The following is a 23779-nucleotide window of genomic DNA, read 5'->3' as shown; positions in this document are numbered from 1 at the left end:
GATCAAGCCATATGCAGTATCTGTGGGAGCTGGCTTGCCGGCGATGGGCTGCAGCGCAGCCCCTTGCGTTATCGGATCAGGCAGGCTGCGGCGCCTTGAGGATATTCTGCAGCAACTGCACACTTTCAACCGCGTCATGACCCAGGCTGGTCAGGTAGCCGCCATCCGGTTGATCGGTCAGCCCCTTTTCATGCAGGCGCTGCGCAGCGGCGATCAGAGCGGGGGATGCAGTGCTGGTTATCTTGATGCCTTCCTGGCTGCTGTCGTGCTTGAACAGCGCGAGTACTTCCATTTCATCGATAAGATCGGGGGTAAAAGGCATGGTAACTCCTGACTTCCAGACGAGGATTACGGCACTTTCTACGGTGCCTGATCTTCGAGTGTAGCCGGGTTATTCGTACTCGCCTTGATCCATCTCAGGTGGCAGCTCGGGCAGCGCACGCAGGGCATTTTCATACCACTCGCCGTTGAAGGAGCGGTCTTCTGCCAGCATGTTGTCAATCTCGTAGGCCAGCACATGGGCCATCCGGTTGAGAATGTCTTCACGTTCCCAACCAACCAGGGTCAGCTTGTTGAAAGTGGCCTTGGCCGCCGGCGGCTCGCCGCTTTCGATCTGGTTTTCGATGGCTTGGGTCAGCGTTGCCTCGGCGAAGGCTTCGTCGTCGTCATTGTCGAGGTCGGTGGGCTCGCTCATTGGCGGTACTCCTGTGGTGGGATGCACAGTGTGCCACGCCTGTAGCGGCAATGCCCGGGCATTGACGAGGTGCATGACGCTGGTCAGGAACAGGCTTACGGTCTATAAAAGCCGAGCCAAACCCCTTACGGCCCGGAGGCTGTTACCTCATGCTCAAGCTTCATGGATTCTCGGTCAGCAACTACTACAACATGGTCAAGCTGGCGCTGCTGGAAAAAGGCCTCCCTTTTGAAGAGGTCACCTTCTACGGCGGCCAGGCGCCAAAGGCGCTGGAAGTGAGCCCGCGGGGCAAGGTGCCGGTGCTGGAAACCGAACACGGCTTTATCAGCGAAACCAGCGTGATCCTCGACTACATCGAGCAGACTCAGGGCGGCACGGCGCTGCTGCCGGCCGACCCGTTCCAGCAGGCCAAGGTACGCGAGTTGCTCAAGGAAATTGAACTGTACATCGAGCTGCCTGCCCGTACCTGCTACGCCGAGTCCTTCTTTGGCATGGCGGTAGAGCCACTGGTCAAGGATAAGGCACGTACCGACCTGCTGGCCGGCTTCGCCACGCTCAAGCGTAACGGGCGCTTTGCGCCGTATGTAGCGGGTGAGCAGCTGACGCTGGCAGACCTGATGTTCTGCTTCTCGGTCGATCTGGCTTATGCGGTGGGCAAGAAGGTGCTGAACATCGACCTGCTGGCGGACTTTCCGCAAGCCAAGGCGTTGCTGCAACTGATGGGTGAGAACCCGCACATGGCGCGGATCGTGGCAGACAAGGAGGCAGCGATGCCGGCCTTCATGGAGATGGTTCGCAGCGGGAAACGCTGAGGCTGGTGTTGAGCCCTTCGCGGGCACGCCCGCTCCCACTGTGGGAGCGGGCGTGCCCGCGAGCGAGGGCGAAGCCCTCGCCTTGAGGCTTAGCGAGACGCCAACAGGGCTTTGCCACGAACAACGGCAGCCCGCACCTGCGCCGGCGCCGTACCACCAATATGGTCACGCGCATTCACCGACCCTTCCAGGGTCAGTACGGCAAACACATCCTGCTCGATCTGGTCGCTGAACTGGCGCAGTTCGTCCAGGCTCATCTCGGCCAGGTCCTTGCCGGTGTCCACCCCATACTTTACGGCATGGCCAACGATTTCGTGGCAGTCGCGGAACGGCAGGCCACGGCGTACCAGGTAGTCGGCCAGGTCGGTAGCCGTGGAGAAGCCACGCAGCGCCGCTTCACGCATGATTGCGTGCTTGGGCTTGATCGCCGGGATCATGTCGGCAAAGGCACGCAGCGAGTCGCGCAGGGTATCGGCAGCGTCGAACAGCGGCTCCTTGTCTTCCTGGTTGTCCTTGTTGTAGGCCAGCGGCTGGCCTTTCATCAGGGTCAGCAGGCCGGTCAAGGCGCCGAACACGCGGCCGGTCTTGCCACGTACCAGCTCGGGTACATCCGGGTTCTTTTTCTGCGGCATGATCGAGCTGCCGGTGCAGAAGCGGTCCGGCAGGTCGATGAACTGGAACTGCGCGCTGGTCCACAGCACCAGCTCTTCGGAGAAGCGCGAGAGGTGCATCATCGCCACGCTGGCTGCGGCGCAGAATTCGATGGCGAAGTCGCGGTCCGAAACGCCGTCCAGCGAGTTGCCGCCCACGGCCTCGAAGCCCAGCAGCTTGCAGGTCAGTTCGCGGTCGATCGGGTAGGTGGTACCGGCCAGTGCGGCGCTGCCCAGCGGCATGCGGTTGGTGCGCTTGCGGCAATCGACCAGGCGCTCGTAGTCGCGGCTGAGCATTTCGAACCAGGCCAGCAGGTGGTGGCCGAAGGTGACCGGCTGCGCGGTCTGCAAGTGGGTGAAGCCCGGCATGATGGTTTCGGCTTCGCGCTCGGCCTGCTCCAGCAGGCCCTGCTGCAGGCGGGTGATTTCGGCCAGGATCAGGTCGATTTCATCGCGCAGCCACAGGCGGATATCGGTTGCCACCTGGTCGTTGCGGCTACGGCCGGTGTGCAGCTTCTTGCCGGTGATGCCGATGCGGTCGGTCAGGCGTGCCTCAATGTTCATGTGCACGTCTTCAAGGTCGACGCGCCAGTCGAAGTTGCCGGCCTCGATCTCGGCCTGGATGGTTTTCAGGCCATCGATGATGGTGTCGCGCTCGGCATCACTGAGCACGCCGACTTGCGCCAGCATGCTGGCATGGGCGATCGAACCCATGATGTCGTGGCGGTACAGGCGCTTGTCGAAATCGACCGAGGCGGTGAAGCGGGCGACGAAGGCGTCGACGGGCTCACTGAAGCGGCCGCCCCAGGACTGATTGGTCTTGTCGGTGCTCATGGATTCACTCATTGCAGGCGTGAACGAAAAAGTGGCGCCGATAATAACAGGGTTGGGACGGCTGCCGCAGGGCGCCGGTCGACAGAAATGCCCGGAAAATGGCAGTGAATCATTTGAAGGAATGAACGGCAGTGTTCCACGGACCGTCTACAGTTGGACAGAAGACTGGCAGTGAATCTGCCGGCCGAGTGAATCTTTGGCCATCGCACCGGTCTAGAGCGTGACCGCAGTGTCGCTCGAACCACACCTGTCTACGCTATACCTGTGCGAGACTCATTCAGGAATCCAGCGCAATTATGAATGTCCTGATCGTTGATGACGAACCCCAATACCGTGACCGCCTTAGCCGGCTGCTCGGCGAACTGGAGGGTTACACCGTGTTGGAGCCCAGCGCTACCAATGGGGATGAGGCCCTGACCCTGATCGACAGCCTCAAGCCCGACGTGGTGCTGTTGGACATCGACATGCCAGGCCTGGACGGCTTGCAGGTTGCGGCCCGCCTGTGCGAGCGCGAGGCGCCGCCGGCGGTGGTGTTTTGCACCGAGGAAGGCCAATACGGTGCCGAGGCATTCAAGGACAGTACCCTCAGCCATGTCGCCAAACCTGTTCACCCTCAGGCGCTGCGGGATGCACTGCGCAAGGCCGATAAACCCAACCGGGCGCAACTGGCGGCGCTGACGCGGCCAGCCAATGAAGGCGGGGGGCAGCGCAGTCACATCAGCGCCCGCACCCGCAAAGGTATCGAGCTGATTCCGTTGGACAACGTGGTCTACTTCATCGCCGACCACAAGTACGTGACCTTGCGCCACGACGGTGGGGAAGTACTGCTCGACGAACCGCTCAAGGCGCTGGAAGACGAGTTTGGCGACCGCTTTGTACGTATCCACCGCAACGCCCTGGTTGCCCGGGAACGCATCGAACGCCTTCAGCGTACGCCCCTGGGGCACTTCCAGCTTTTCCTCAAAGGCCTGAACGGCGACGATGCCCTTACCGTAAGCCGGCGTCATGTGGCCGGTGTGCGCAAGATGATGCAGGCCCTCTGAAACGCTGCCTGCATGGCAAGAGCAGGGCCCTTGCGCGCCGGCAGGTCAGCCCCACTGTCAGGGTGCAGTGCCACCGGCTGTGAGGAACGTGTGGGTGCAGGGCAGCCCTGAAGGGGCCCTTAGCTGATCCACATCTGCAAGCGATACCGGCGATGCTGTTATGATCCATGGCATTTCTCTGGATCGGGGCGTTTCATGTCCACTCGCGAAATCCGCATTGCCACCCGTAAAAGTGCCTTGGCCCTGTGGCAGGCCGAATACGTCAAAGCCCGCCTCGAGCAGGCCCACCCTGGTCTGCTGGTGACCCTGGTGCCCATGGTCAGCCGCGGGGACAAGCTGCTCGACGCGCCGCTGGCAAAAATCGGTGGCAAGGGGTTGTTCGTCAAGGAGCTGGAAACCGCCCTGCTGGACAACGAGGCCGACATCGCCGTGCATTCGATGAAGGATGTGCCCATGGACTTCCCCGAGGGGCTGGGCCTGTACTGCATCTGCGAGCGGGAAGACCCGCGCGACGCCTTTGTCTCCAACCATTTTGCCAGCCTTGAAGCGCTGCCTGCCGGCAGCGTGGTGGGCACCTCCAGCCTGCGCCGCCAGGCCCAACTGCTCGCGCGTCGCCCGGACCTGCAGATCCGCTTCCTGCGCGGCAACGTCAACACCCGCCTGGCCAAGCTCGATGCCGGCGAATACGACGCCATCATCCTCGCGGCCGCCGGCTTGATCCGCCTCGGTTTCGAAGACCGTATCACCGCCACCATCAGCGTTGACGACAGCCTGCCTGCCGGTGGCCAAGGGGCGGTAGGCATCGAGTGCCGTAGCGCCGACCACGCGATTCATGCCTTGCTGGCGCCGTTGCACCACCGTGACACGGCTGACCGGGTGGTGGCCGAGCGCGCCATGAACAAACGCCTGAATGGCGGCTGTCAGGTGCCGATCGCTTGCTACGCGGTGCTGGAAGGCGACCAACTGTGGTTGCGCGGCCTGGTCGGCCAACCGAGTGGTGGCACCCTGCTGGTGGCCGATGCCCGGGCCCCCCGGGCAATCGCCGAGGCCCTTGGTATAGAGGTCGCCGAACATCTGCTGGGGCAGGGCGCTCAGGCCATCCTCAAAGAGGTCTATGGTGAGGCCGGCCATCCGTGAGCCAATGGCGCCTGTTGCTGACCCGGCCTGCCGAGGACTGTGCGGCGCTGGCGCAAAGCCTGGCGGTAGCGGGGGTGGCCAGCCACTGCCTGCCGTTGCTGGAGATCGAACCCGTGCAAATCCAGGCGGTGCAGCGCGCGTTGCTGCAGGGCCTGAGTGGCTTCCAGGCGATCATCGTGGTCAGCAAGCCAGCTGCACGGCTGTTGCTGGAACAGTTGGCCAACGCCAGCCTGCAGCCGCCCGTTCAAGGCTGGTTCACCGTAGGCGAGGCCACTGCCGCGGTGTTGCAGCAGGCGGGTCTGAGGGTGAGTTGCCCGCCACGTGGCGACGACAGCGAAGCGCTGCTGATGCTGCCGGCACTGCGCCAGGCGGTTGCCGTGCCAACAGCGCGTGTGTTGATCGTTCGCGGCGTTGGAGGTCGCGAACTGCTGGCAGAGCGTCTTGCAGAGCAAGGTGCTAGTGTCGAATATCTGGAACTGTATCGTCGCTGCCTGCCGGTTTACCCCGCAGGCACGCTGATGCGCCGCATCGAAGCGGAACGCCTCAATGGCCTGGTGGTCAGCAGTGGGCAGGGTTTGGAACATTTGCAGCAACTGGCTGGCGCCGATTGGCCACACCTGGCCCGGTTGCCGTTGTTCGTGCCGAGCCCACGGGTAGCCGGGCAGGCCAGGGCCGCCGGGGCCCAACAGGTTGTGGATTGCCGTGGCGCCAGTGCCACGGCCTTGCTGGCAGCTGTGCAGTCTTGCGCTGCACCTGCCTCTTAAGGCGCTAAGCTGAACGCGATGCGCCCCCATGCAAAGGATGGATACGTGAGCGAGACTGTCTTGTCCAATAACGATCAGCCGTCGGCGCAAACGCCGGCGGATCCCGTTACCACCCCGCCTGCCAAGCGCTCCGGCAATGGCCTTGCTGCCCTGGCCTTGCTGCTCGGCGCGGCCGGGGTGGCGGTAGGTGGCTGGGGTGCCTGGCAGGTGCGTCAACTGCAAGGCAGCGAGTTCGACCAGGGCCAGCACATCGAGGCGCTTAACCAGCGCGCCGAGGCTTTGCAACAGCGTGAGCAGCAGATCAGTGCGCAACTGGCCAGCCTGCCAGCCGCCAGCGAACTGGAAGACCGCCGGCGGCTGGTAGCGCAGTTGCAGGGCGACCAGCAGCGCCTCAGCCAGCGGCTGGAAACCGTGCTCGGCGAAAGCCGCAAGGAGTGGCGCCTGGCAGAAGCCGAGCACCTGCTGCGCCTGGCTACCCTGCGCCTGTCGGCCTTGCAGGACATCACCAGCGCCAAGGCCCTGGTCGAAGGTGCCGACGAGATCCTGCGCGAGCAGAGCGACCCAGGTGCCTTTGCCGCCCGCGAGCAACTCAACCGCAGCCTGGCCACGCTCAACAGCACCCAGCAACCAGACCGCACGGGCCTGTTCCTGAAGCTGGCTGCGCAGCGTGAGCGGGTCCAGCAACTGAGCGCGCAGTCGCCGGAGTTCGACAGCAATGCCGATGCCCTCGGCGCTTTGACCGCCGATGGCGACGGTGTCAGCCGCCTGTCGCAGTGGTGGGCGGAAATCTCCAAGTATTTCCAGGTTGACTTCAATGCCGACGAAAACGTGCGCCCATTGCTGGCCGGGCAGCAACTCAACCAATTGCGCCTGGCATTGAGCCTGACCATCGAGCAGGCCCAGTGGGCAGCGCTCAATGGCGACGCGAAGGTCTATACCCAGGCGCTGGATGATGCCCGCAGCGTGCTGCTGGCCAACTTCAATGCCGACAACCCGCAGAGCAAGGCCATGCTCGACAGCCTGAATGCCTTGGCCGAGCAGCCAGTGTCGGTGGTCACCCCTGACCTCAGTGAAAGCCTGGCAGCCGTGCAGGCCTACATTCAGCGCCGCCATCTGCCGGCTGAGGCCGAGGGGGGCAAGCCATGAAGCGAGTCTACCTGCTGGCCGTACTGGCCATCGTGGTCGCTGCTGCGCTGGGTGTCGCCGTCGCCAAGCACAGCGGTTACGTGCTGGTTTCCTACGGTGGTTTCCGTTATCAATCGGGGCTGTGGGCGGCGTTGGTTGGGCTGCTGGCGGTCGTTCTGGTGCTGTGGTTGCTGCGCTACTTGGTGGGGCTGTTGCTGACCTCCAGCGGCGTGGTCAACCCTTGGTCACGGCGCAACCGCCGCCGGCGTATTCGCTTGGCAATCGAGCAAGGGCAGCTCGACCTGGCCGAGGGGCGCTGGGCCAGCGCCCAGCGCCATTTGCACCGTGCCGCCGAGGCCGAGCGCCATCCCCTGCTGTACTACCTCGGTGCAGCGCGTGCCGCCAACGAGCAAGGTCGCAGCCAAGACAGCGACAACTTGCTGGAGCGTGCCCTGGAGCGCCAGCCACAGGCAGAACTGGCCATTGCCTTGACCCATGCCCAACTGCAGATGGACCGGGGTGAAAGCGATGGGGCGCTGGAAACCCTGCTGGCCATGCAGGAGCGCCACCCGCACAACAGCCAGGTCCTGCGGCTGTTGCAGCGCCTGTACCTGGAGCGCGGCGACTGGTCCGCCCTGATTCGCCTGTTGCCCGACCTGCGCAAGGGCAAGGTATTACCGGCCACGGAGCTTGCTGCCCTGGAGCAGCGGGCATGGGGCCAGAATCTGAGCCTGGCCACAACCCGTGGCGAGGACGCGCAAAGTGCACGGCAGGCCCTGGAGCGTGCCTGGCAGCAACTGACGGCCGCCCAGCGCCAGGAGCCGCAACTGGTCTTGGCCTACGCTGAACAGCTACGCCAGGCAGGCGCTGAGAGCGATGCCGAACAGGCATTGCGCACGGCCCTCAAGCGGAACTACGAAAGCCATCTGGCTCGCCTGTATGGCCTGATGCGTGGCGATGACCCGGTGCGCCAGTTGCAAACCGCCGAAGGCTGGCTCAAAGACCACCCGCAAGATGCCAGCTTGTTGCTCACCCTCGGCCGCCTCAGCCTGCAGAACCGTCTGTGGGGCAAGGCGCGCGATTACCTCGAAAGCAGCCTGCGCATGGAGCGCAACCCCGAGGCCTGCGCCGAACTGGCGCGCCTGCTCGCCGGCCTGGGTGAGACGGAGCGCAGCAACCAACTGTTCCAGGAGGGCCTCGGCCTGCTCGACGAACGCCTGCTGGCGTTGCCGCTGCCAGAAGGCGTGCGCGCCTGACCTACCCCAAAGCCCGCGGCAACGCGCGGGCTTTTGGGGCTGGTGATTTATCTTCTGTTGCATGCTGAATCTGCATTGCCAGTCCTCAGTCGCCTCCTATCGAATAGACGGAAATTTCTTACACGTTTCAGCGACTTGTCGTTGCTGTAGCGCCTTGAAACAAAGCCTGTCTTTCCTCTACCGTTCCAGGCCACACTCTCATCCCGGGACCTTCACCACCCATGCTGCTGGCCCGTTTGCGCACCTTGTTTCTTCCTGCTTGCCTGGCCGCACTGGCAGTGCTGGCTGCGTCCTTCCAGTTGGATAACATGCTTGGGCTGGTGCCATGCCCGTTGCGCTTGAGCCAGCGGTTGCTGCTAGCCCTGTATGCCCTGCTGAGCCTGGCCAGCGTGCTGCAGGCACCGCGTGCACGAGGCCTGCGGCGATACGCGTGGGCGACGTTGGCCTGCTCGCTGGGCGGTGCGGTGCTGGCCGCGCGGCAGGTCTGGCTGCAGGGTGCTGAAAGGGTTGTCGATGCATGCCCGCTGCCGATCGGGCGTGTGTTCGAGCAGGGTTGGGTGGAGGCGGCCCGGCAACTGCTATTCGGCGGCCCGGAGTGCAGCGCGCTGAGCTGGAGTTTTCTCGACCTGACCCTCCCCGAGTGGAGCCTGTTGGCTTTCCTGCTGCTGGCGGCGCTGCCCGCGAGTTGCCTGCTGGCGTATCGTTTCCGCACGCTGGCAGGCGCTTGACCTGGCGCAAGGTTGGTTCATCAGAATGACCAATGGCCATGTAACACGGTATTAAACACTTGTATGAAGTTTGTCCACTGCGTACCTTGAAGGGCAACACGTGGGGGAATAATCTCGCAGCACGGATACTCAAAACACAACTGCTCGATGTCGTCCTGCTGATATCACCTTTTGCGCGCCTTCGCAGCGCGAGGTGCAGCGGCATTTACCCAGAAGGGAAGAGATCGCCATGCTCGATAGTTGTCAGAACGCTCAGGAACGCTGGGGTGGGGTTCACGCCCTTATTGATCGTTGGCTGAAGGAGCGCCATAGCTTGGTGAAGTCTTTCCGCGCGTTGCGCGACTACAAGCTGGCCTTCGCCGACAAGGATAAGAACGGGGATTTCTGTGGTCTGCTCGTGGACTACTGTTCGGCGTGGCACTTCGAGGTCTGCGAGCAGCTGGTCAGGGAAGCCAAGGATTTCGATGACGAGAAGGCACTGAAGCTGGCCGAAGAGATCAACCCACGCATCAATGACATCACGCAGTTCGCGTTGGCGTTCAACGACCATTGTGCGAAAGGTGAGTGCAAGGACACAGAGCGCTTTGCCGAAAAACTGGGCAAGCTCGGTGGCCTGCTGCACGAGCGCTTCGAACTGGAAGACTGCCTGATCGAAGTGCTGCACAACGCGCACAAGGAAGAGGGCGCGGTTCAGGCCTGAAGGTTGGCGTCAGTCGCCAACCCCCAGCAGTTCGATTTCGAACACCAAGGGGGTATAGGGTGGAATCAAGTCGCCTGCGCCCTCGGCCCCATAGGCTTGAGCGGATGGAATCACAAGGCGCCACTTGGCGCCAACGTGCATCTGCGGCAATGCTACCTGCCACCCTTCGATCACCGAACCCAGGCTGAACCACTGTGGCGTCTGGTTCTGGTCGAACACCGAACCATCTGGCAACCTGCCCACGTAGCGTACCTGCACTTTGCCGCCGGCTTTCGGCTGCGCGCCACTTCCTGCCTGCAGCTCGTTGTAAAGCACGCCCTCCGGCAATTCATGCACGCCAAAACGCCCCCGCTCATTGGCCATGAAGCGTTTTTCCGCGGCTTGCTGCTTCTGCGCCTGGTCATCGCTTTCCTGTGCATCATGCTGTTGCAGCACGGCCTGCATGCGTGCCTTGTCGAGCTTGAGCGGCTGCCCTTGGTAGGCTTGGCGCAAGCCATCGACCAAGGCATCCAGTTGCAGGCCAGGCATGTCCTGGCGCAGCCGCTCGCCCAGGCTGGCCCCAAGGCTGTAGGCGAGATCGTGTTCATCACTGTCGGCCAGGGCGAGGGGCGCCAGCAGGCATAAACCTAAAACAAGAAATCGAGGCATGGTCAGTTCCTGCGCCAATGAGCGTGGAAGTATGCCAGTGTTGAATATGTGTATTGGCTTTTTCGCGGCTTTGCGTGGGCGTGGCTTTGAGTCGCAACAGGGCAGCGGCGCGGCAAGGCTTTATCCAGCATCTACACTTACCCGCAGCTGCAAGCTTACAACGTTGCCCAGGCATGCAACGCGGCGTAACTATTACGGTCAACATGCCCTAGCGGCGGTAGCAGCAGAAGCATAGTATGAGCCGCACTCTCGTCAGCCAGGAGGTAAACCATGTCGGCCAAAAAGAAGCCAGTAAGTACGCCGTTACACCTGCTCCAGCAACTTTCGGGTAGCTTGCTCGAACATTTGGAAGAAGCCTGCTCGCAAGCGCTGGCTGATGCGGAAAAACTGTTGGCAAAGTTGGAAAAGCAGCGTGGCAAAGCGCAGGAAAAACTGCACAACGCTCGCTTGAAACTGCAAGGTGCAGCCAAGGCCGGTAAAGCCAAGGCACAGACCAAAGCGCAAAAAGCCAGCGCTGAACTTGAAGAACTGCTGGACTCCCTCAAGGAACGTCAAACCCAGACGCGCGCCTACATTCAGCAACTCAAACGCGATGCCCAAGACAGCATCAAGTTGGCCCAAGGTGTAGGCAAAGTGCGTGAAGCCGCGACCAAGGCCCTTGATCAGCGTGCAGCCAAAACGGCCAAGCCAGCAGCTAAAGCCTCCGCCGCCGCAAAACCTGCGTCCAAGCCAGCCGCCAAGGCCTCCGCCGCCGCAAAACCTGCGTCCAAGCCAGCCGCCAAGGCCACGGCCGCCGCAAAACCTGCGGCCAAGCCAGCTGCCAAGGCCACTGCCGCCGCAAAACCTGCGGCCAAGCCAGCCGCCAAGGCCACTGCCTCCGCAAAACCCGCAGCCAAGCCAGCCGCCAAGGCCACTGCCGCCGCAAAACCTGCGGCCAGGCCAGCCGCCAAGGCCACCGCCGCCGCAAAACCCGCAGCCAAGCCAGCCGCCAAAGCAACAGCCGCCGCTAAACCTGCGGCCAAGCCAGCAGCCAGAGCATCTGCTTCCACCAAACCTGCTACCAAGCCAGCTGCAGCCAAGTTGCCAGCACGTACCGCAGCGAAACCGGCTGCCAAGCCTGCCGCCAGCAAGCCAGCCGCTGCCAAACCGGCTACACCTGCCCCCAGCACTCCGGCCGCTGATGCCAACTCGGCCACTTCGGTAGCGCCATCGGCGCCGGCCAGCACGCCTGCTCAGGCACCGTCTTCGGCGTCCTGAAACGCTGCAGCTGCGGCACGTAGCTGCAGCAACGCGTCATGTTGTCGGCCCTGGTCCGGCACTAGCCGGGCCAGCCAGTCGCCCGTGGGCTCAGCAGAGTCCGCGGGCCACTGCTGGGCACGTTCTTGCAAGCGTTCCAGCAACGCGCTTTCTGCCTGTAATTCCAACTCTTTCACTTGCTCGCGCACAAGCGCCAGCCGGCTATCCAGCTGTGCTGCCGCGCGCCATTGCTGGCGCAGGTCGCGTAGCGGGGTGACCACTGTCCGTTGCCAGGGCTCGGCAATGTCTTGCAATGCCTGCACGCGCTGGTCCGTCACGGCAACCCCACGCGCCTGCAACCACGTGCCACACAGCAGCAGGCAGACATCGCCACCCAGTGTTTGCAGTTCAAGGCAGGCGGCTTCTACGCCAGGCCTGGCGTACAGGGCCAGGGCGTGATTCCACAGGTCGGTGTGCATGGTTCCACTCGCGCTATGGGCCGAGGAAGCTGGTAGACTCCGCGACCATCATGATCAGACTATCCAACCTCACTTTACAGCGTGGTCCGCAGCGCTTGCTAGAAGGCGCCGAGATGACCCTGCACGCCGGTCACAAGGCCGGTCTTATCGGCGCCAACGGTGCCGGCAAATCCAGCCTGTTCGCCTTGCTACGCGGTGAGCTGTCGCCCGATGCCGGCGACTGCCAGCTACCCGGCGACTGGCGCATTGCCCACATGCGCCAGGAGGTCGATACCCTCGATCGCATGGCCGTGGACTATGTGCTCGACGGTGACGTGCGCCTGCGCAAGGTCCAGGCCGAATTGGCAGCTGCCGAGCAAGCGCACGATGGCACCGCCCTGGCGCGCCTGCACAGTGAGCTGGAAAGCGCTGACGGCTACACCGCCGACGCTCGCGCCCGCAAGCTGCTGGCCGGCCTTGGCTTTACCAACGAGCAGATGGACCGCCGTGTCGGTGACTTCTCTGGCGGCTGGCGTATGCGCCTCAACCTGGCCCAGGCCCTGATGTGCCCGTCCGACCTGCTGCTGCTCGACGAGCCCACCAACCACCTGGACCTCGACGCCATTCTGTGGCTGGAAGACTGGCTCAAGGGCTACCCCGGTACGCTGCTGCTGATTTCCCACGATCGTGACTTCCTCGATGCTGTGGTCGACCATGTGCTGCATGTAGAGCAGCGCAAGCTGAACCTCTACAAGGGCGGCTATACCGCCTTCGAGCGCACCCGTGCCGAACGCCTGGCGCAACAGCAACAGGCCTACGAGAAGCAGCAGGCGCAGCGCGCGCACATGGAAAAGTACATCGCCCGCTTCAAGGCCCAGGCCACCAAGGCGCGCCAGGCGCAGAGCCGGATCAAGGCCCTGGAGCGCATGGAGGAGCTGTCGGCGGCGCACGTCGATTCGCCATTTGACTTCGTCTTCCGCGAGTCGCAGAAAATTTCCAGCCCGCTGTTGAGCATGTCCGAAGGCCGCCTGGGGTATGGCGACAAAGCCATCCTCGACAAGGTCAAGCTGCAACTCACCCCGGGCGCGCGTATCGGCCTGCTCGGCCCGAATGGCGCAGGCAAGTCGACGCTGATCAAGAACCTTGCCGGTGAGCTGGAGCCGTTGTCCGGCCGGCTGGTCCGCGGCGAGAACCTGGCCGTGGGTTATTTTGCCCAGCACCAGCTGGACTCGCTGGACGACAAGGCCAGCCCGCTGCTGCACTTGCAGCGCATTGCCCCCGCCGAACGCGAGCAGACCCTGCGCGACTTCCTGGGTGGCTTCGATTTCCATGGCGCCCGGTGCGATGAGCCGGTGGTGAACTTCTCCGGTGGCGAGAAGGCCCGGCTGGCACTGGCGCTGATCGCCTGGGAACGGCCGAACCTGCTGCTGCTCGACGAACCCACCAACCACCTCGACCTGGAAATGCGCCTGGCGCTGACCATGGCCTTGCAGGAGTTCGCCGGCGCCGTGGTAGTGGTATCCCACGACCGTCACCTGCTCAAGAGCACCACCGACGACTTCCTGCTGGTCGCTGACGGCAAGGTCGACACCTTCGACGGTGACCTGGACGACTACAGCCGTTGGCTGGTCGAGTATCGCCAGCGCAGCGCGCCGGCCAGTACTGCGCCGGTCAACCCGGACAAGACCGACAAGAAAGCCCAGCGCCAAGCCGCCGCGGCCTTGCGCCAGCAATTGGCCCCGCACAAGAAGGCCGCTGACAAGCTGGAAGCCGAGCTCAATCAGGTGCACGCGCAGTTGGCCGAAATCGAGACGGCGCTGGGCGACGCTGGGCTTTACGATGCGGCGCGCAAGGACCAATTGCGTGACCTGCTGGCGCGCCAGACCAAGCTCAAGCAACGCGAAGGGGAGCTGGAAGAGGGCTGGATGGAGGCACTGGAAACCCTCGAAAGCATGCAAGCCGAGCTTGAGGCGCTGTCCTGATGGAGGAGCTGCGTGGGTTGCTGCCTGGGCAGTGGATGGACACCTTCTGGCTGGGCTTGCAGATCCTCCTTATCCTGGCGGTGGCTTTTGTCTTGCAGCGCATCGTGGCCCGTGGCCTGAGCCGCCTGGGCCAGCGCTACCCCTTGCCACCGGAACTGCTCGTGCCCGTGCGCGGTGGCCTGCGCTGGTTGATCATGGGCAGCGCGCTGCTGTTCGTGCTGGAGCGCCTGGGGGTTTCGGCAACGGTGCTGTGGACGGCCCTGTCCGGTTTCGTGGCGGTGGCGGCGGTGGCGTTCTTCGCCATGTGGAGCGTACTGTCCAACCTGCTGTGCGCGGTGCTGATCTTCACCGTCGGGCCGTTTCGTATTGGTGATGTGGTCGAGCTGGTCGACACCCTCGACAAACCGGGCGTAAAGGGGCGGGTAATCGCCATCAACCTGCTGTTCACTACCCTGCTGGAAGTGCCCGAGGCAGGCGGGGCATTGGTGCAGGTGCCGAACAGCCAGTTCTTCCAGAAGTCGGTGCGGCGCTGGCGCGGGGCCGAAGTGCAGGCCATGCACAAGGACGTGTTGCTCGAGGCGGACTGACACAGCCCGCACAAGCACGCTGAATTCTGCAAAATGTGCTGGTCATATTTTCACCAACACCTTAGCTTAATCTTTTGCAACATTAGTGCGAGCGAGGTGTGTGATGTCGATGGAAGTATGGTTGGGCTTTTTTGCCGCCTGCTGGGTGATCAGCCTTTCCCCTGGCGCCGGGGCGATTGCCTCGATGTCCAGTGGCCTGCAATACGGCTTCTGGCGCGGTTACTGGAATGCCCTGGGCCTGCAGCTGGGCCTGATTTTGCAGATCGCCATTATCGCCGCCGGCGTGGGCGCCGTGTTGGCCGCCTCGGCCACGGCGTTCCAGTTCATCAAGTGGTTTGGCGTCGCTTACCTCGTTTACCTGGCGTACAAGCAATGGCGAGCGCTGCCGATGGACATGACCGATGAGTCGGGCGTTCGCCCCATCGGCAGGCCGTTGAGCCTGATGTTCCGCGGTTTTCTGGTCAACGTCAGCAACCCCAAGGCGCTGGTGTTCATGCTTGCGGTGCTGCCGCAGTTCATCAACCCGCATGCACCGCTGCTGCCGCAGTATGTGGCAATCACCCTGACCATGGTCAGTGTCGACCTGTTGGTAATGGCGGGCTACACCGGTTTGGCCGCGCGGGTATTGCGCCTGCTGCGTACGCCCAAGCAGCAGAAGCGCTTGAACCGCACGTTTGCCGGGTTGTTCATTGGTGCAGCGACGTTCCTGGCAACCTTGCGCCGTGCACCCATCTGACAGGCGCGCTGGGATAAATGCAGGTTCGATCGAGTCTTGTCCGTCGGGGTGCTGTCTATCAGGGGGCGGATGATCACAATCATCTGGTTCACATGAGCATGGAGCAAAACCTGCAGCTGGTGCTCTCAACCCATGCCGGGCCGGCATCTTCCATGCGCGCCCCGGCACCGAGGAGGAAATATGGACAAGCCGATTCATCCTTTGTCGGAGATCTTCAAACAGTTGGGGCTGTCTGACGACCCGGTCGAAATCGACCGCTTCATCACGACACACTCACCGCTCGCGGACGGTGTGAAACTGGTCGATGCGCCTTTCTGGAGCGATTCGCAGCGCGCGTTCCTGAAAGAAAAGTACATCGCCGATGACGACTGGATCCCGATGATCGACCAACTCAACGAGGCGCTTCACCCCCAGAAAAAATAAAGCGCCGAGCGGCACCTGACGAGTGAATGGCCGTTGCTATGCTCAGGAAAACAATCGGGGGATAGCGCGATGAAAGATCCCTACGTATCAGGTTTCTGGTGCTCCGTTTCCATCCTGGGCATTCTGACGGCCAGTTACTTCTACGGCATCAGGCAGGCGCATCAACTGAACCAAGCGGTGCAGTTCCTCTACGCCGCCGCCGCGGTCACCGTGGCGGTCGCCGTGGTAGCGCTGGCCTGGATCGCCTGGCAACAGTTGCATCTGAACAAGCGCGAGGTGATCCAGGGGCGCACGTTGCTGACCATCTGGAACACCAAAGTTGCGCTACGCCGCGTGGAAACGGTCTTCGATCGTTATTTCTGGGGCAGCTACTGGCATTCGGGTCGTACTTTCGAAGAGGTCATGGGCGAACTCAAAGGGACCCCGCTGGAGCAAAGCCTTGATGCGCTGAAGCGCCAGTGCCGGGTGCTCGACCGCGAGATCCACGACCACCATCATCATTGGCTGGCCAACGCCCGCGACCTGTCCAGCGTGGCCCAGGCCATGGCCCGGGAGCGCTACCAGCTGGACCTGGGCGAACCCACGCAAAGCGGCCATGGCAATACCGCTGTGCTCAATCGCGACCTCGAAGTGCTGGTCTACACCTGGTCGGCGCGCCTGCGCAGTTTTGACCACCAACTGGACGAACTGGAGCGCGGCTACCACTGAAAGCGCTTATTCGCCGCGTATGTATTGCTCCAGCTGCTTGATCAGGCTGGCTTGCTCGGCAATGGTTTCCTTCACCAGGTCGCCGATCGACAACAGCCCTAGCAGCTCGCCATTGCTCACGACCGGCAAGTGGCGCAGGTGGCGGTCGGTCATCAGGTTCATGCAGTACTCGAGGTTCTGCCTGGGCTCGACCGTGACCACCGGCGCACTCATGATTTCCCGTACCGGGGTGGCGGCAGAAGAGCGGCCCTTGAGCACCAGTTTGCGTGCATAGTCGCGCTCACTGACGATACCCACCACCTGCTTGCCCTCGACTACCGGCAGTGCACCGATGTTTTTCTCCGCCAGCATTTTCAGGGCGTCGAGCACCGAGTCATCCGGGCCGATGGTGTACACGGTCTGGTGCTGGGACTTGGTCTTGAGGATTTGTTCGACGGTCTTCATACGGGCCTCTGCGGGTGGAAAAGCGCTGTCTCGGTGTAACTAAAGCATCCGGTACGGCGCTCTGCACGGCAATGCAGGAAACGGCATGGAGTCGATTGAAAAACGTCATCGGTGTTCGCCTTTGCGGGCCTCTTCGCGGCTAAAGCCGCTCCCACAGGTGTGTCATTGGCCTCAGAGCCTGTGATGCACCCTATGGGAGCGGCTTTACCGGTGCAGCCGATCAAAGCTTCGGCATTTGCCCGATCCGCGCGACCATTTCGCTGACGATCTGCAGGTCCAGCATGAACTGCTCTACCGTCTTGAACTCGTTGTCGTTGTGCCCGGTGTACTTCACGTCTGGCATGGCCAGGCCGAACTGCACGCCGTTGGGCAGGTCGTGTACCGACGTGGCACCCGCCGAGGTGCCGAACTCATGCTTCATGCCCAGGTTCTCGCTGGCCACCGCGAGCAGAGCCTTCACCCACTCGCCCTCGGGGTTGCGATACATCGGTTCGTCCAGGCTATAGTCGAAGGCCACCGAGGTGCGGCTCTGCCGGGTCCATTTGTCCAGTCTGGTGGCCAGTTCGTCCTTGATCGTGGCAAGCGGCTTGCCCTTGGGAATGCGCAGGTTCACCGCCAGTTTCAAGCCTTTGTCGTCCACCCCTACGTAGGTCAACGACGCGGTCAGCGGGCCCATGAACGGGTCTTTGAAGGCCACGCCCAGCTTGTTGCCCAGGTAGTCCAGGCCCCAGTTGTCCGCAGCGTAGCGGGCGGCGTCGGTGAATTGGTTGTGCTTGAGCGGTACCTGCTGGGCCAGGCCAGCAAGGAAGTCGAGCATGCGCGCAACCGGGTTTACCCCGGACTCCGGCTCCGAGGAATGCGCGGAAACCCCGGTTACTGTCAGCACCACCTGCTTGCCGTCGGCCTTGGCGTCGATGCTGAAGTCACCACCGTGCTGCTTTACATACGCGCCGCCGGCCTGCTGCAGTTGTTGGGCGAGTGCTGCCGGGTTGTCGGTGGCCAGGGTTGCGACCGAGGTGGTGGGGATCTGGTTGGTGGCCAGCCCGCCGGTCAGGTTGATGACCTCAGCACCTTCACCCGTGGCCGGGCGCTTGCTGAAGCTGGCCATGATCGTACCGTAGCCTTTTTCGGCAATGACCACCGGGTAGCCGCCATCCAGCGCCAGGTTGTAATCAGGCGTGGGGTTGCGCTCGAAGTAATAGGGGATCGCATCCCCACTGGTTTCTTCCGTCGTGTCGATCAGCAGCTTGAATTGGCGGGCCAGTGGCAGGTTCTCGTCCTTCGCCACTTTCAGTGCGTACATCGCGACAACGATACCGTTTTTGTCGTCTTCGGTGCCGCGGCCATACATGCGGTCGCCAACCAGGGTGACCTTGAACGGGTCCAGGCGGGTGCCGTCGGCCAGCTTCCAGTTGTCCGGATTGACCGGCACCACATCGGCGTGGGCATGGATGCCGATCACTTCCTTGCCGCTGCCGAGCGAAATTTCGTAAACCCGGTTATCGATGTTGCGGAACGCCAGGCCGAAACTGTCGGCCAGTGCTTTGACCTTGTCGGCGATTTTCAGGAACGCCGGGTTTTCGTACTGCGGCGTACCTTCGACGTTGTAGGTTGGAATAGCCACCAGTTCGCGCAGGGTTTCAGTGGCTGCCTTGCCGTACTTGATGCGGGTATACAGGCCAAGCAGGCGGTTGATCTCGTCCTGTTGCCCGGCGGCCAGCGGTTTGCCGGCCAGGTAGGCCTGCAGTGTCGCCTCAAGGTTATCGGCCTTGGCCAGGTCACTGCCTTTGAGCTTGCCGAGGAACTGCTTGAAGTCACGCGGGTCGCTGCCGTCGAAGGTTTTGACGATTGCCGCGGCCTGTTGCTGAGTGAGGTTGGCCTGGGCCGGTTGGGTGAACAGGCCGATGCTGGCCAGCAGCAGGGTAGTGGCGGTGAGTTTTTTCAGGTGCATGGTTGCGCGCATTCCTTCGCCATGGATTGTTATGGGGCACCCGTTCGAGGCAACGGGAGGACGCCCACGCTAACACCAATGGCCAGTGGCACGGGAGTGCCAGAAACGCGACATGTCGCACAAATGAAAAAGCCCCGGGCACAGGCCCAGGGCTTTTCGATATGGCGCACTCGGCGGGATTCGAACCCACGACCCCTGCCTTCGGAGGGCAGTACTCTATCCAGCTGAGCTACGAGTGCAACGCGCACGCATGATACCCATCTGCGCCGGTCGCGTCCATCGCCTTGATCTGTAGCCTTTTTTCCCGGTGGCCTGTCCGGCCGGTTCGCTGCTGATATCAGTGGGGACCTTGTGGGAGCGGGCGTGCCCGCGAAAGGGCCGGTTGCCAGTACGTAAATGATGAATTTTCCGCCCGGCTGTTCAACCATTCGTTCTTTTTTTCGAACAGCCTATTGTCCAACACCCCAGCAGCCGCTTAGCATTCGTTTGAGATTTCAAACGCTCGATGCCCTGCCTTGGGCGCTTTTCAACAATCAACAATTCGGGAAGCCGACATGCAGCTCAAAGACGCTCAGTTGTTCCGCCAGCAAGCCTACATCAACGGTGAGTGGCTGGATGCGGACAATGGCCAGACCATCAAGGTGACCAACCCGGCCACCGGTGAAGTCATCGGTACCGTGCCTAAGATGGGCACCGCGGAAACCCGCCGCGCCATCGAAGCTGCCGACAAGGCCCTGCCGGCCTGGCGTGCCCTGACCGCCAAAGAGCGCTCGACCAAGCTGCGTCGCTGGTTCGAACTGATGATCGAGAACCAGGACGACCTGGCTCGCCTGATGACCACCGAACAAGGCAAGCCGCTGGCGGAAGCCAAGGGCGAGATCGCCTATGCCGCCTCGTTCATCGAGTGGTTCGCCGAAGAAGCCAAGCGTGTTTATGGCGACACTATTCCTGGCCACCAGCCAGACAAGCGTCTGATCGTCATCAAACAGCCAATCGGCGTAACTGCGGCGATCACCCCGTGGAACTTCCCGGCTGCCATGATCACCCGTAAAGCCGGCCCGGCCCTGGCCGCTGGCTGCACCATGGTGCTCAAGCCTGCTTCGCAAACCCCGTACTCCGCCCTGGCCCTGGTCGAACTGGCCCACCGTGCCGGTATCCCGGCTGGCGTGCTGAGCGTGGTTACTGGCAGCGCTGGTGAAGTTGGCGGCGAACTGACCGGCAACTCCCTGGTACGCAAGCTGTCCTTCACCGGCTCGACCGAAATCGGTCGCCAGCTGATGGAAGAATGCGCCAAGGACATCAAGAAGGTTTCCCTGGAGCTGGGTGGCAACGCCCCGTTCATCGTGTTCGACGACGCCGACCTGGACAAGGCGGTCGAGGGCGCGATCATCTCCAAGTACCGTAACAACGGCCAGACCTGTGTCTGCGCCAACCGTATCTACGTGCAGGACGGCGTCTACGACGCGTTCGCCGAGAAGCTGGCGGCTGCGGTGGCCAAGCTGAAGATCGGTAACGGTCTGGAAGATGGCACCACCACTGGCCCGCTGATCGACGGCAAGGCTGTCGCCAAGGTTCAGGAGCACATCGAAGACGCCGTTTCCAAAGGCGCCAAGGTACTGTCCGGCGGCAAGCTGATCGAAGGCAACTTCTTCGAGCCGACCATCCTGGTTGATGTACCGAAAACTGCTGCTGTCGCCAAGGAAGAGACCTTCGGCCCACTGGCGCCGCTGTTCCGCTTCCAGGACGAAGCCGAAGTCATCGCCATGTCCAACGACACCGAATTCGGCTTGGCTTCGTACTTCTACGCCCGCGACATGAGCCGTGTGTTCCGAGTTGCCGAAGCCCTGGAGTACGGCATGGTGGGTATTAACACCGGCCTGATTTCCAACGAAGTGGCGCCATTCGGTGGCATCAAGGCTTCTGGCCTGGGCCGCGAAGGTTCCAAGTACGGTATCGAGGACTACCTCGAAATCAAATACCTGTGCATCAGCGTTTGATCGCACGGTAACGGCTTTACCTCTGCCAGCGGGGCGCGAGAGCGACGTCTCGCTGGCCTTTTTTACATTGCAGTACCTGGTGGCCAGGGCGCTTGTGGCAGTCGATCAACGAATACTGTTCGGGAGCACTCCCAGCCACCCCCGAATAAAAGCGCCATTACTGTCGGCGCAATGAGGGCATTATGAGCAAGACCAACGAATCCTTGATGCAACGTCGTGTAGCTGCCGTCCCGCGTGGCGTTGGCCAGATTCACCCGATCTTCGTCGACAGCGCGAAGAACTCGACCGTGATCGACGTTGAAGGCCGCGAACTGATCGACTTCGCCGGCGGCATCGCAGTGCTGAACACCGGCCACCTGCACCCGAAAGTGGTTGCAGCCGTGCAAGAGCAGCTGACCAAGGTCAGCCACACCTGCTTCCAGGTGCTGGCCTACGAGCCATACGTCGAGCTGTGCGAAAAGATCAACAAGCTGGTCCCAGGCGACTTCGACAAGAAGACCCTGCTGGTCACCACCGGCTCCGAAGCCGTTGAAAACGCCGTGAAGATCGCCCGTGCCGCCACTGGCCGTGCCGGCGTTATCGCCTTCACCGGCGGCTACCACGGCCGCACCATGATGACCCTGGGCCTGACCGGCAAGGTCGTGCCGTACTCCGCAGGCATGGGCCTGATGCCAGGCGGCATCTTCCGCGCCCTGTTCCCGAGCGAGCTGCACGGTGTGAGCGTTGACGACGCCATCGCCTCGGTCGAGCGCATCTTCAAGAACGACGCCGAGCCACGCGACATCGCTGCAATCATCCTGGAGCCTGTACAAGGCGAAGGCGGCTTCCTGCCAGCGCCTAAAGAGCTGATGAAGCGCCTGCGCGCCCTGTGCGACCAGCACGGTATCCTGCTGATCGCCGACGAAGTTCAGACCGGCGCTGGCCGCACCGGCACCTTCTTCGCCATGGAGCAGATGGGCGTTGCGCCTGACCTGACCACCTTTGCCAAGTCCATCGCCGGCGGCTTCCCGCTGGCCGGTGTATGCGGCAAGGCCGAGTACATGGACGCTATCGCTCCGGGCGGCCTGGGCGGCACCTACGCCGGCTCGCCGATCGCTTGCGCCGCAGCCCTGGCCGTGATCGAAGTGTTCGAAGAAGAGAAACTGCTGGACCGCAGCAAGGCAGTGGGTGAGCGCCTGACCACCGGCCTGCGTGAAATCCAGAAGAAGCACCCGATCATCGGCGACGTTCGTGGTCTGGGTTCGATGATTGCCGTCGAAGTCTTCCAGAAAGGCACCCACACCCCTGACGCTGCGGCTGTTGGCCAGGTTGTGGCCAAAGCCCGCGAAAAAGGCCTGATCCTGCTGTCTTGCGGCACCTACGGCAACGTTCTGCGGATCCTGGTTCCGCTGACCGCTGAAGACGCGCTGCTGGACAAAGGCCTGGCCATCATCGAAGAGTGCTTCGCTGAACTTGCCTGATGTGATGCGCTTCAGAAAAAACCCGCCTCGGCGGGTTTTTTTATGCCCGGTGATGCGTCGGCAGCTATGGTTGTTGGATGATGCGCCCAGCACGTTGTAAAAGGCTGAGGCAAGGTTTTACAGGAGTAGTTGGATGAACGCTGCAGAGCCCACCCCACCGAGCGTACTGATCGTCGAAGGCGACCCATGGGTACGCGACATGCTCAGTGAGATGCTGCTGAGCGTTCGCTGCGATGCCCGCCTTCAGGTCTGCGCCGACGGCTCGCAAGCGCTCAGCGCCCTGGCCGCCAAGCCGGACCTGATCATTGCAGCACGTGAGCTGGCTGGCATCGACGGCCTCGACCTGCTGCGCAAGGTACGCGCCAAAGGGTCGGGGTTGCCGTTCATCCTCATGAGCAACCGCAGCGACAGTGCGAGTGTGCGTGAAGCCCTGCCGCTGCACCCCACGGCGTACCTGAGCAAGCCCCTGAACCTGGGTAACCTGCGCAAGCGCCTGGAACAATTGCTGCTGGGCGTGGGCGAAGAAGTTGCCTGCCCGGTGCCGCCCTTGCAGGCCGGTGCCAGCCTGCGCGCTTACCTCGAACAGCGCCGGGCTACTGCCGATGGCGGGCCGCTGCTGGCCGATTTGCAGGTGGCGATCAAGCGAGCACTGAACCCTGAGGGCCTTAACCTGAAGGTGCTGGAGGAAGAGGTCTGCCGTGACCCGCAGGTGACGGCGGTGCTGATAGCGGCCGCCAACAGCGCGGCGCTGCACCGTGAAGCACCGGTGCAAACCCTGCTGCAAGCCTTGAACAAGCTGGGCAGCACACAAAGCATGAACCTGATTCTGGGCATGACCCTCAAGCGCAGCGCCCGCCTCAGCGAGCCCTTGCTGGCGCAGCATGCGGCGCATTACTGGGCGTTGTCCCTGCACACCGCTGAATATGGCCGTACGCTGGCGCGCCTGCTGGCGCTGGACGAAGGGCTTTGCTATTGCGCAGGGTTGCTGCATTGCCTGGGCGACCTGGCGGTGCTGCGCTGCCTGCAGGAATGGCGACTGGCAGGTGGCGAGCTGGACGAGGACAAGGTCCAGTTGTCGCTCAACGAGTTCGGTGCCGCATTTGGCTCGGCCCTGCGCACCCGTTGGCGCTTGCCGTTGGCTTTACGCGAGCTGATCGCGGCGATCTACCAACTTGGTGGCGGGGTGTATTCGCGCGAAATTCTGGCCATGAACCTGGCCGGGCAGTTGGCACGGCTACCGGCTGAGCAGGGGCTGGCGAAGATTGCCAGTGGCAAGACAGCGCGTTTGCTGAAGATGGGCTTGCCGGAGCTGAGCCGGTTGCGCAAGGTGGAGCACCCCGAACCCAGTTCGCAGCCCGCGGCTGAAGGCCCGATACAAGCCGACAATGTGCCTTGAGCCGGGCAGG

General features: G+C 62.6%; 24 protein-coding genes and 1 tRNA gene. 17 read left to right on the top strand and 8 right to left on the bottom strand.

Annotation, left to right across the window (positions count from 1 at the left end; genetic code table 11):
• Positions 1–76: 76 nt before the first annotated feature.
• Both ACF8SD_RS08640 and ACF8SD_RS08635 read right to left on the bottom strand, forming a co-directional pair.
• Complete coding sequence (locus tag ACF8SD_RS08640; RefSeq protein ID WP_003255900.1) at positions 77–322, bottom strand: TIGR02647 family protein; 246 nt, start codon at positions 320–322, stop codon at positions 77–79.
• A gap of 69 nt (positions 323–391) precedes the next feature.
• Positions 392–694, bottom strand: coding sequence for a hypothetical protein (locus tag ACF8SD_RS08635; RefSeq protein ID WP_392484410.1), 303 nt, complete (start codon positions 692–694; stop codon positions 392–394).
• Positions 695–843: 149 nt separating this feature from the next.
• Here ACF8SD_RS08635 and ACF8SD_RS08630 point away from each other — a divergent pair, with 149 nt between their 5' ends.
• Positions 844–1506, top strand: coding sequence for a glutathione S-transferase (locus ACF8SD_RS08630; protein ID WP_392484411.1), 663 nt, complete (start codon positions 844–846; stop codon positions 1504–1506).
• Between the two features lie 89 nt (positions 1507–1595).
• Here ACF8SD_RS08630 and argH read toward each other — a convergent pair whose 3' ends face one another.
• Entirely contained in the window at positions 1596–2990 is a 1395-nt protein-coding gene (argH, locus tag ACF8SD_RS08625) for an argininosuccinate lyase (protein WP_173887170.1), read from the bottom strand.
• A gap of 296 nt (positions 2991–3286) precedes the next feature.
• Here argH and ACF8SD_RS08620 point away from each other — a divergent pair, with 296 nt between their 5' ends.
• The 7 genes from ACF8SD_RS08620 (at position 3287) to rsd (ending at position 9743) form a co-directional block, all read left to right on the top strand.
• Complete coding sequence (locus ACF8SD_RS08620) at positions 3287–4033, top strand: LytTR family DNA-binding domain-containing protein (protein ID WP_173887171.1); 747 nt, start codon at positions 3287–3289, stop codon at positions 4031–4033.
• 195 nt (positions 4034–4228) lie between these two features.
• Positions 4229–5170: a hydroxymethylbilane synthase gene (hemC, locus tag ACF8SD_RS08615; RefSeq protein ID WP_392484412.1), complete on the top strand. Its 942-nt coding sequence runs from the start codon at positions 4229–4231 to the stop codon at positions 5168–5170.
• Complete coding sequence (locus ACF8SD_RS08610) at positions 5167–5934, top strand: uroporphyrinogen-III synthase (protein WP_392484413.1); 768 nt, start codon at positions 5167–5169, stop codon at positions 5932–5934. The genes hemC and ACF8SD_RS08610 overlap by 4 nt, the downstream gene beginning before the upstream one ends.
• Before the next feature lie 45 nt (positions 5935–5979).
• Positions 5980–7080 carry a uroporphyrinogen-III C-methyltransferase gene (locus ACF8SD_RS08605; protein ID WP_173887177.1) on the top strand — a complete coding sequence of 367 codons (1101 nt, stop codon included), beginning with the start codon at positions 5980–5982 and terminating at the stop codon, positions 7078–7080.
• The gene (locus ACF8SD_RS08600) at positions 7077–8315 is read left to right on the top strand and encodes a heme biosynthesis HemY N-terminal domain-containing protein (RefSeq protein ID WP_392484414.1); all 1239 of its coding nucleotides are present in this window, start codon (positions 7077–7079) and stop codon (positions 8313–8315) included. Before ACF8SD_RS08605 ends, ACF8SD_RS08600 begins: the two co-directional genes overlap by 4 nt.
• 221 nt (positions 8316–8536) lie before the next feature.
• Positions 8537–9043, top strand: a complete 507-nt coding sequence (locus ACF8SD_RS08595) for a disulfide bond formation protein B (RefSeq protein ID WP_173887180.1) — start codon at positions 8537–8539, stop codon at positions 9041–9043.
• Between the two features lie 229 nt (positions 9044–9272).
• A complete protein-coding gene (gene rsd, locus ACF8SD_RS08590) occupies positions 9273–9743 on the top strand; it encodes a sigma D regulator (RefSeq protein WP_173887181.1) in 471 nt (156 codons plus the stop codon).
• A gap of 9 nt (positions 9744–9752) precedes the next feature.
• On the opposite strand, the gene ACF8SD_RS08585 is transcribed toward rsd, so the two are convergent.
• Entirely contained in the window at positions 9753–10391 is a 639-nt protein-coding gene (locus ACF8SD_RS08585) for an FKBP-type peptidyl-prolyl cis-trans isomerase (protein WP_392484415.1), read from the bottom strand.
• A 270-nt stretch (positions 10392–10661) separates the two neighbouring features.
• Here ACF8SD_RS08585 and ACF8SD_RS08580 point away from each other — a divergent pair, with 270 nt between their 5' ends.
• Positions 10662–11648 carry an AlgP family protein gene (locus tag ACF8SD_RS08580; protein WP_392484416.1) on the top strand — a complete coding sequence of 329 codons (987 nt, stop codon included), beginning with the start codon at positions 10662–10664 and terminating at the stop codon, positions 11646–11648.
• On the opposite strand, the gene ACF8SD_RS08575 is transcribed toward ACF8SD_RS08580, so the two are convergent.
• Positions 11624–12106 carry a TIGR02444 family protein gene (locus tag ACF8SD_RS08575; RefSeq protein WP_173887186.1) on the bottom strand — a complete coding sequence of 161 codons (483 nt, stop codon included), beginning with the start codon at positions 12104–12106 and terminating at the stop codon, positions 11624–11626. The genes ACF8SD_RS08580 and ACF8SD_RS08575 overlap by 25 nt on opposite strands.
• A 50-nt stretch (positions 12107–12156) precedes the next feature.
• Here ACF8SD_RS08575 and ACF8SD_RS08570 point away from each other — a divergent pair, with 50 nt between their 5' ends.
• The 5 genes from ACF8SD_RS08570 to ACF8SD_RS08550 all read left to right on the top strand — a co-directional run bounded on the left by ACF8SD_RS08570 (position 12157) and on the right by ACF8SD_RS08550 (position 16521).
• Positions 12157–14067, top strand: a complete 1911-nt coding sequence (locus tag ACF8SD_RS08570) for an ATP-binding cassette domain-containing protein (RefSeq protein WP_173887188.1) — start codon at positions 12157–12159, stop codon at positions 14065–14067.
• Entirely contained in the window at positions 14067–14654 is a 588-nt protein-coding gene (locus tag ACF8SD_RS08565) for a mechanosensitive ion channel family protein (RefSeq protein ID WP_182369191.1), read from the top strand. The genes ACF8SD_RS08570 and ACF8SD_RS08565 overlap by 1 nt, the downstream gene beginning before the upstream one ends.
• A 103-nt stretch (positions 14655–14757) precedes the next feature.
• Positions 14758–15390, top strand: a complete 633-nt coding sequence (locus ACF8SD_RS08560) for a LysE family transporter (protein ID WP_173887192.1) — start codon at positions 14758–14760, stop codon at positions 15388–15390.
• A 180-nt stretch (positions 15391–15570) separates the two neighbouring features.
• A complete protein-coding gene (locus ACF8SD_RS08555) occupies positions 15571–15813 on the top strand; it encodes a DUF2789 domain-containing protein (protein ID WP_392484417.1) in 243 nt (80 codons plus the stop codon).
• Between the two features lie 69 nt (positions 15814–15882).
• The gene (locus ACF8SD_RS08550; RefSeq protein ID WP_173887195.1) at positions 15883–16521 is read left to right on the top strand and encodes an NADH:ubiquinone oxidoreductase subunit N; all 639 of its coding nucleotides are present in this window, start codon (positions 15883–15885) and stop codon (positions 16519–16521) included.
• Between the two features lie 6 nt (positions 16522–16527).
• Here the strand turns inward: ACF8SD_RS08550 and ACF8SD_RS08545 are convergent, their stop codons facing one another.
• The 3 genes from ACF8SD_RS08545 to ACF8SD_RS08535 form a co-directional block, all read right to left on the bottom strand.
• A complete protein-coding gene (locus ACF8SD_RS08545) occupies positions 16528–16965 on the bottom strand; it encodes a CBS domain-containing protein (protein WP_009682213.1) in 438 nt (145 codons plus the stop codon).
• Positions 16966–17185: 220 nt separating this feature from the next.
• The gene (locus ACF8SD_RS08540) at positions 17186–18916 is read right to left on the bottom strand and encodes a dipeptidase (protein WP_392484418.1); all 1731 of its coding nucleotides are present in this window, start codon (positions 18914–18916) and stop codon (positions 17186–17188) included.
• 162 nt (positions 18917–19078) lie between these two features.
• Positions 19079–19155 (bottom strand) — tRNA-Arg (locus ACF8SD_RS08535).
• A gap of 315 nt (positions 19156–19470) precedes the next feature.
• On the opposite strand from ACF8SD_RS08535, the gene gabD reads away from it, so the two are divergent.
• The 3 genes from gabD (at position 19471) to ACF8SD_RS08520 (ending at position 23769) form a co-directional block, all read left to right on the top strand.
• Complete coding sequence (gabD, locus tag ACF8SD_RS08530; RefSeq protein ID WP_009682215.1) at positions 19471–20913, top strand: NADP-dependent succinate-semialdehyde dehydrogenase; 1443 nt, start codon at positions 19471–19473, stop codon at positions 20911–20913.
• 182 nt (positions 20914–21095) lie between these two features.
• The gene (gene gabT, locus ACF8SD_RS08525; protein WP_029884784.1) at positions 21096–22373 is read left to right on the top strand and encodes a 4-aminobutyrate--2-oxoglutarate transaminase; all 1278 of its coding nucleotides are present in this window, start codon (positions 21096–21098) and stop codon (positions 22371–22373) included.
• A 133-nt stretch (positions 22374–22506) separates the two neighbouring features.
• Positions 22507–23769: a response regulator gene (locus tag ACF8SD_RS08520; RefSeq protein ID WP_173887221.1), complete on the top strand. Its 1263-nt coding sequence runs from the start codon at positions 22507–22509 to the stop codon at positions 23767–23769.
• The last annotated feature ends 10 nt before the right edge of the window (positions 23770–23779 follow it).

Origin of the sequence: Pseudomonas sp. CJQ_9 (genome assembly GCF_043106615.1) — a bacterium.
GTDB classification, from domain to species: Bacteria; Pseudomonadota; Gammaproteobacteria; order Pseudomonadales; family Pseudomonadaceae; genus Aquipseudomonas; species Aquipseudomonas juntendi.
This window is presented reverse-complemented; position numbering and strand designations above follow the sequence as displayed.

Excerpts from the sequence above, each read along its gene's own strand:
- rsd (WP_173887181.1), top strand. The coding sequence starts at position 9,273 with ATGCTCGATAGTTGTCAGAACGCTCAGGAACGCTGGGGTGGGGTTCAC.
- ACF8SD_RS08550 (WP_173887195.1), top strand. The coding sequence starts at position 15,883 with ATGAAAGATCCCTACGTATCAGGTTTCTGGTGCTCCGTTTCCATCCTG.
- ACF8SD_RS08540 (WP_392484418.1), bottom strand. The coding sequence starts at position 18,916 with ATGCACCTGAAAAAACTCACCGCCACTACCCTGCTGCTGGCCAGCATC.
- ACF8SD_RS08635 (WP_392484410.1), bottom strand. The coding sequence starts at position 694 with ATGAGCGAGCCCACCGACCTCGACAATGACGACGACGAAGCCTTCGCC.
- ACF8SD_RS08560 (WP_173887192.1), top strand. The coding sequence starts at position 14,758 with ATGTCGATGGAAGTATGGTTGGGCTTTTTTGCCGCCTGCTGGGTGATC.
- ACF8SD_RS08575 (WP_173887186.1), bottom strand. The coding sequence starts at position 12,106 with ATGCACACCGACCTGTGGAATCACGCCCTGGCCCTGTACGCCAGGCCT.
- ACF8SD_RS08565 (WP_182369191.1), top strand. The coding sequence starts at position 14,067 with ATGGAGGAGCTGCGTGGGTTGCTGCCTGGGCAGTGGATGGACACCTTC.
- gabD (WP_009682215.1), top strand. The coding sequence starts at position 19,471 with ATGCAGCTCAAAGACGCTCAGTTGTTCCGCCAGCAAGCCTACATCAAC.
- ACF8SD_RS08630 (WP_392484411.1), top strand. The coding sequence starts at position 844 with ATGCTCAAGCTTCATGGATTCTCGGTCAGCAACTACTACAACATGGTC.
- ACF8SD_RS08555 (WP_392484417.1), top strand. The coding sequence starts at position 15,571 with ATGGACAAGCCGATTCATCCTTTGTCGGAGATCTTCAAACAGTTGGGG.
- ACF8SD_RS08595 (WP_173887180.1), top strand. The coding sequence starts at position 8,537 with ATGCTGCTGGCCCGTTTGCGCACCTTGTTTCTTCCTGCTTGCCTGGCC.
- ACF8SD_RS08640 (WP_003255900.1), bottom strand. The coding sequence starts at position 322 with ATGCCTTTTACCCCCGATCTTATCGATGAAATGGAAGTACTCGCGCTG.
- hemC (WP_392484412.1), top strand. The coding sequence starts at position 4,229 with ATGTCCACTCGCGAAATCCGCATTGCCACCCGTAAAAGTGCCTTGGCC.
- gabT (WP_029884784.1), top strand. The coding sequence starts at position 21,096 with ATGAGCAAGACCAACGAATCCTTGATGCAACGTCGTGTAGCTGCCGTC.
- ACF8SD_RS08520 (WP_173887221.1), top strand. The coding sequence starts at position 22,507 with ATGAACGCTGCAGAGCCCACCCCACCGAGCGTACTGATCGTCGAAGGC.
- ACF8SD_RS08585 (WP_392484415.1), bottom strand. The coding sequence starts at position 10,391 with ATGCCTCGATTTCTTGTTTTAGGTTTATGCCTGCTGGCGCCCCTCGCC.
- ACF8SD_RS08545 (WP_009682213.1), bottom strand. The coding sequence starts at position 16,965 with ATGAAGACCGTCGAACAAATCCTCAAGACCAAGTCCCAGCACCAGACC.
- ACF8SD_RS08600 (WP_392484414.1), top strand. The coding sequence starts at position 7,077 with ATGAAGCGAGTCTACCTGCTGGCCGTACTGGCCATCGTGGTCGCTGCT.
- argH (WP_173887170.1), bottom strand. The coding sequence starts at position 2,990 with ATGAGCACCGACAAGACCAATCAGTCCTGGGGCGGCCGCTTCAGTGAG.
- ACF8SD_RS08580 (WP_392484416.1), top strand. The coding sequence starts at position 10,662 with ATGTCGGCCAAAAAGAAGCCAGTAAGTACGCCGTTACACCTGCTCCAG.
- ACF8SD_RS08620 (WP_173887171.1), top strand. The coding sequence starts at position 3,287 with ATGAATGTCCTGATCGTTGATGACGAACCCCAATACCGTGACCGCCTT.
- ACF8SD_RS08570 (WP_173887188.1), top strand. The coding sequence starts at position 12,157 with ATGATCAGACTATCCAACCTCACTTTACAGCGTGGTCCGCAGCGCTTG.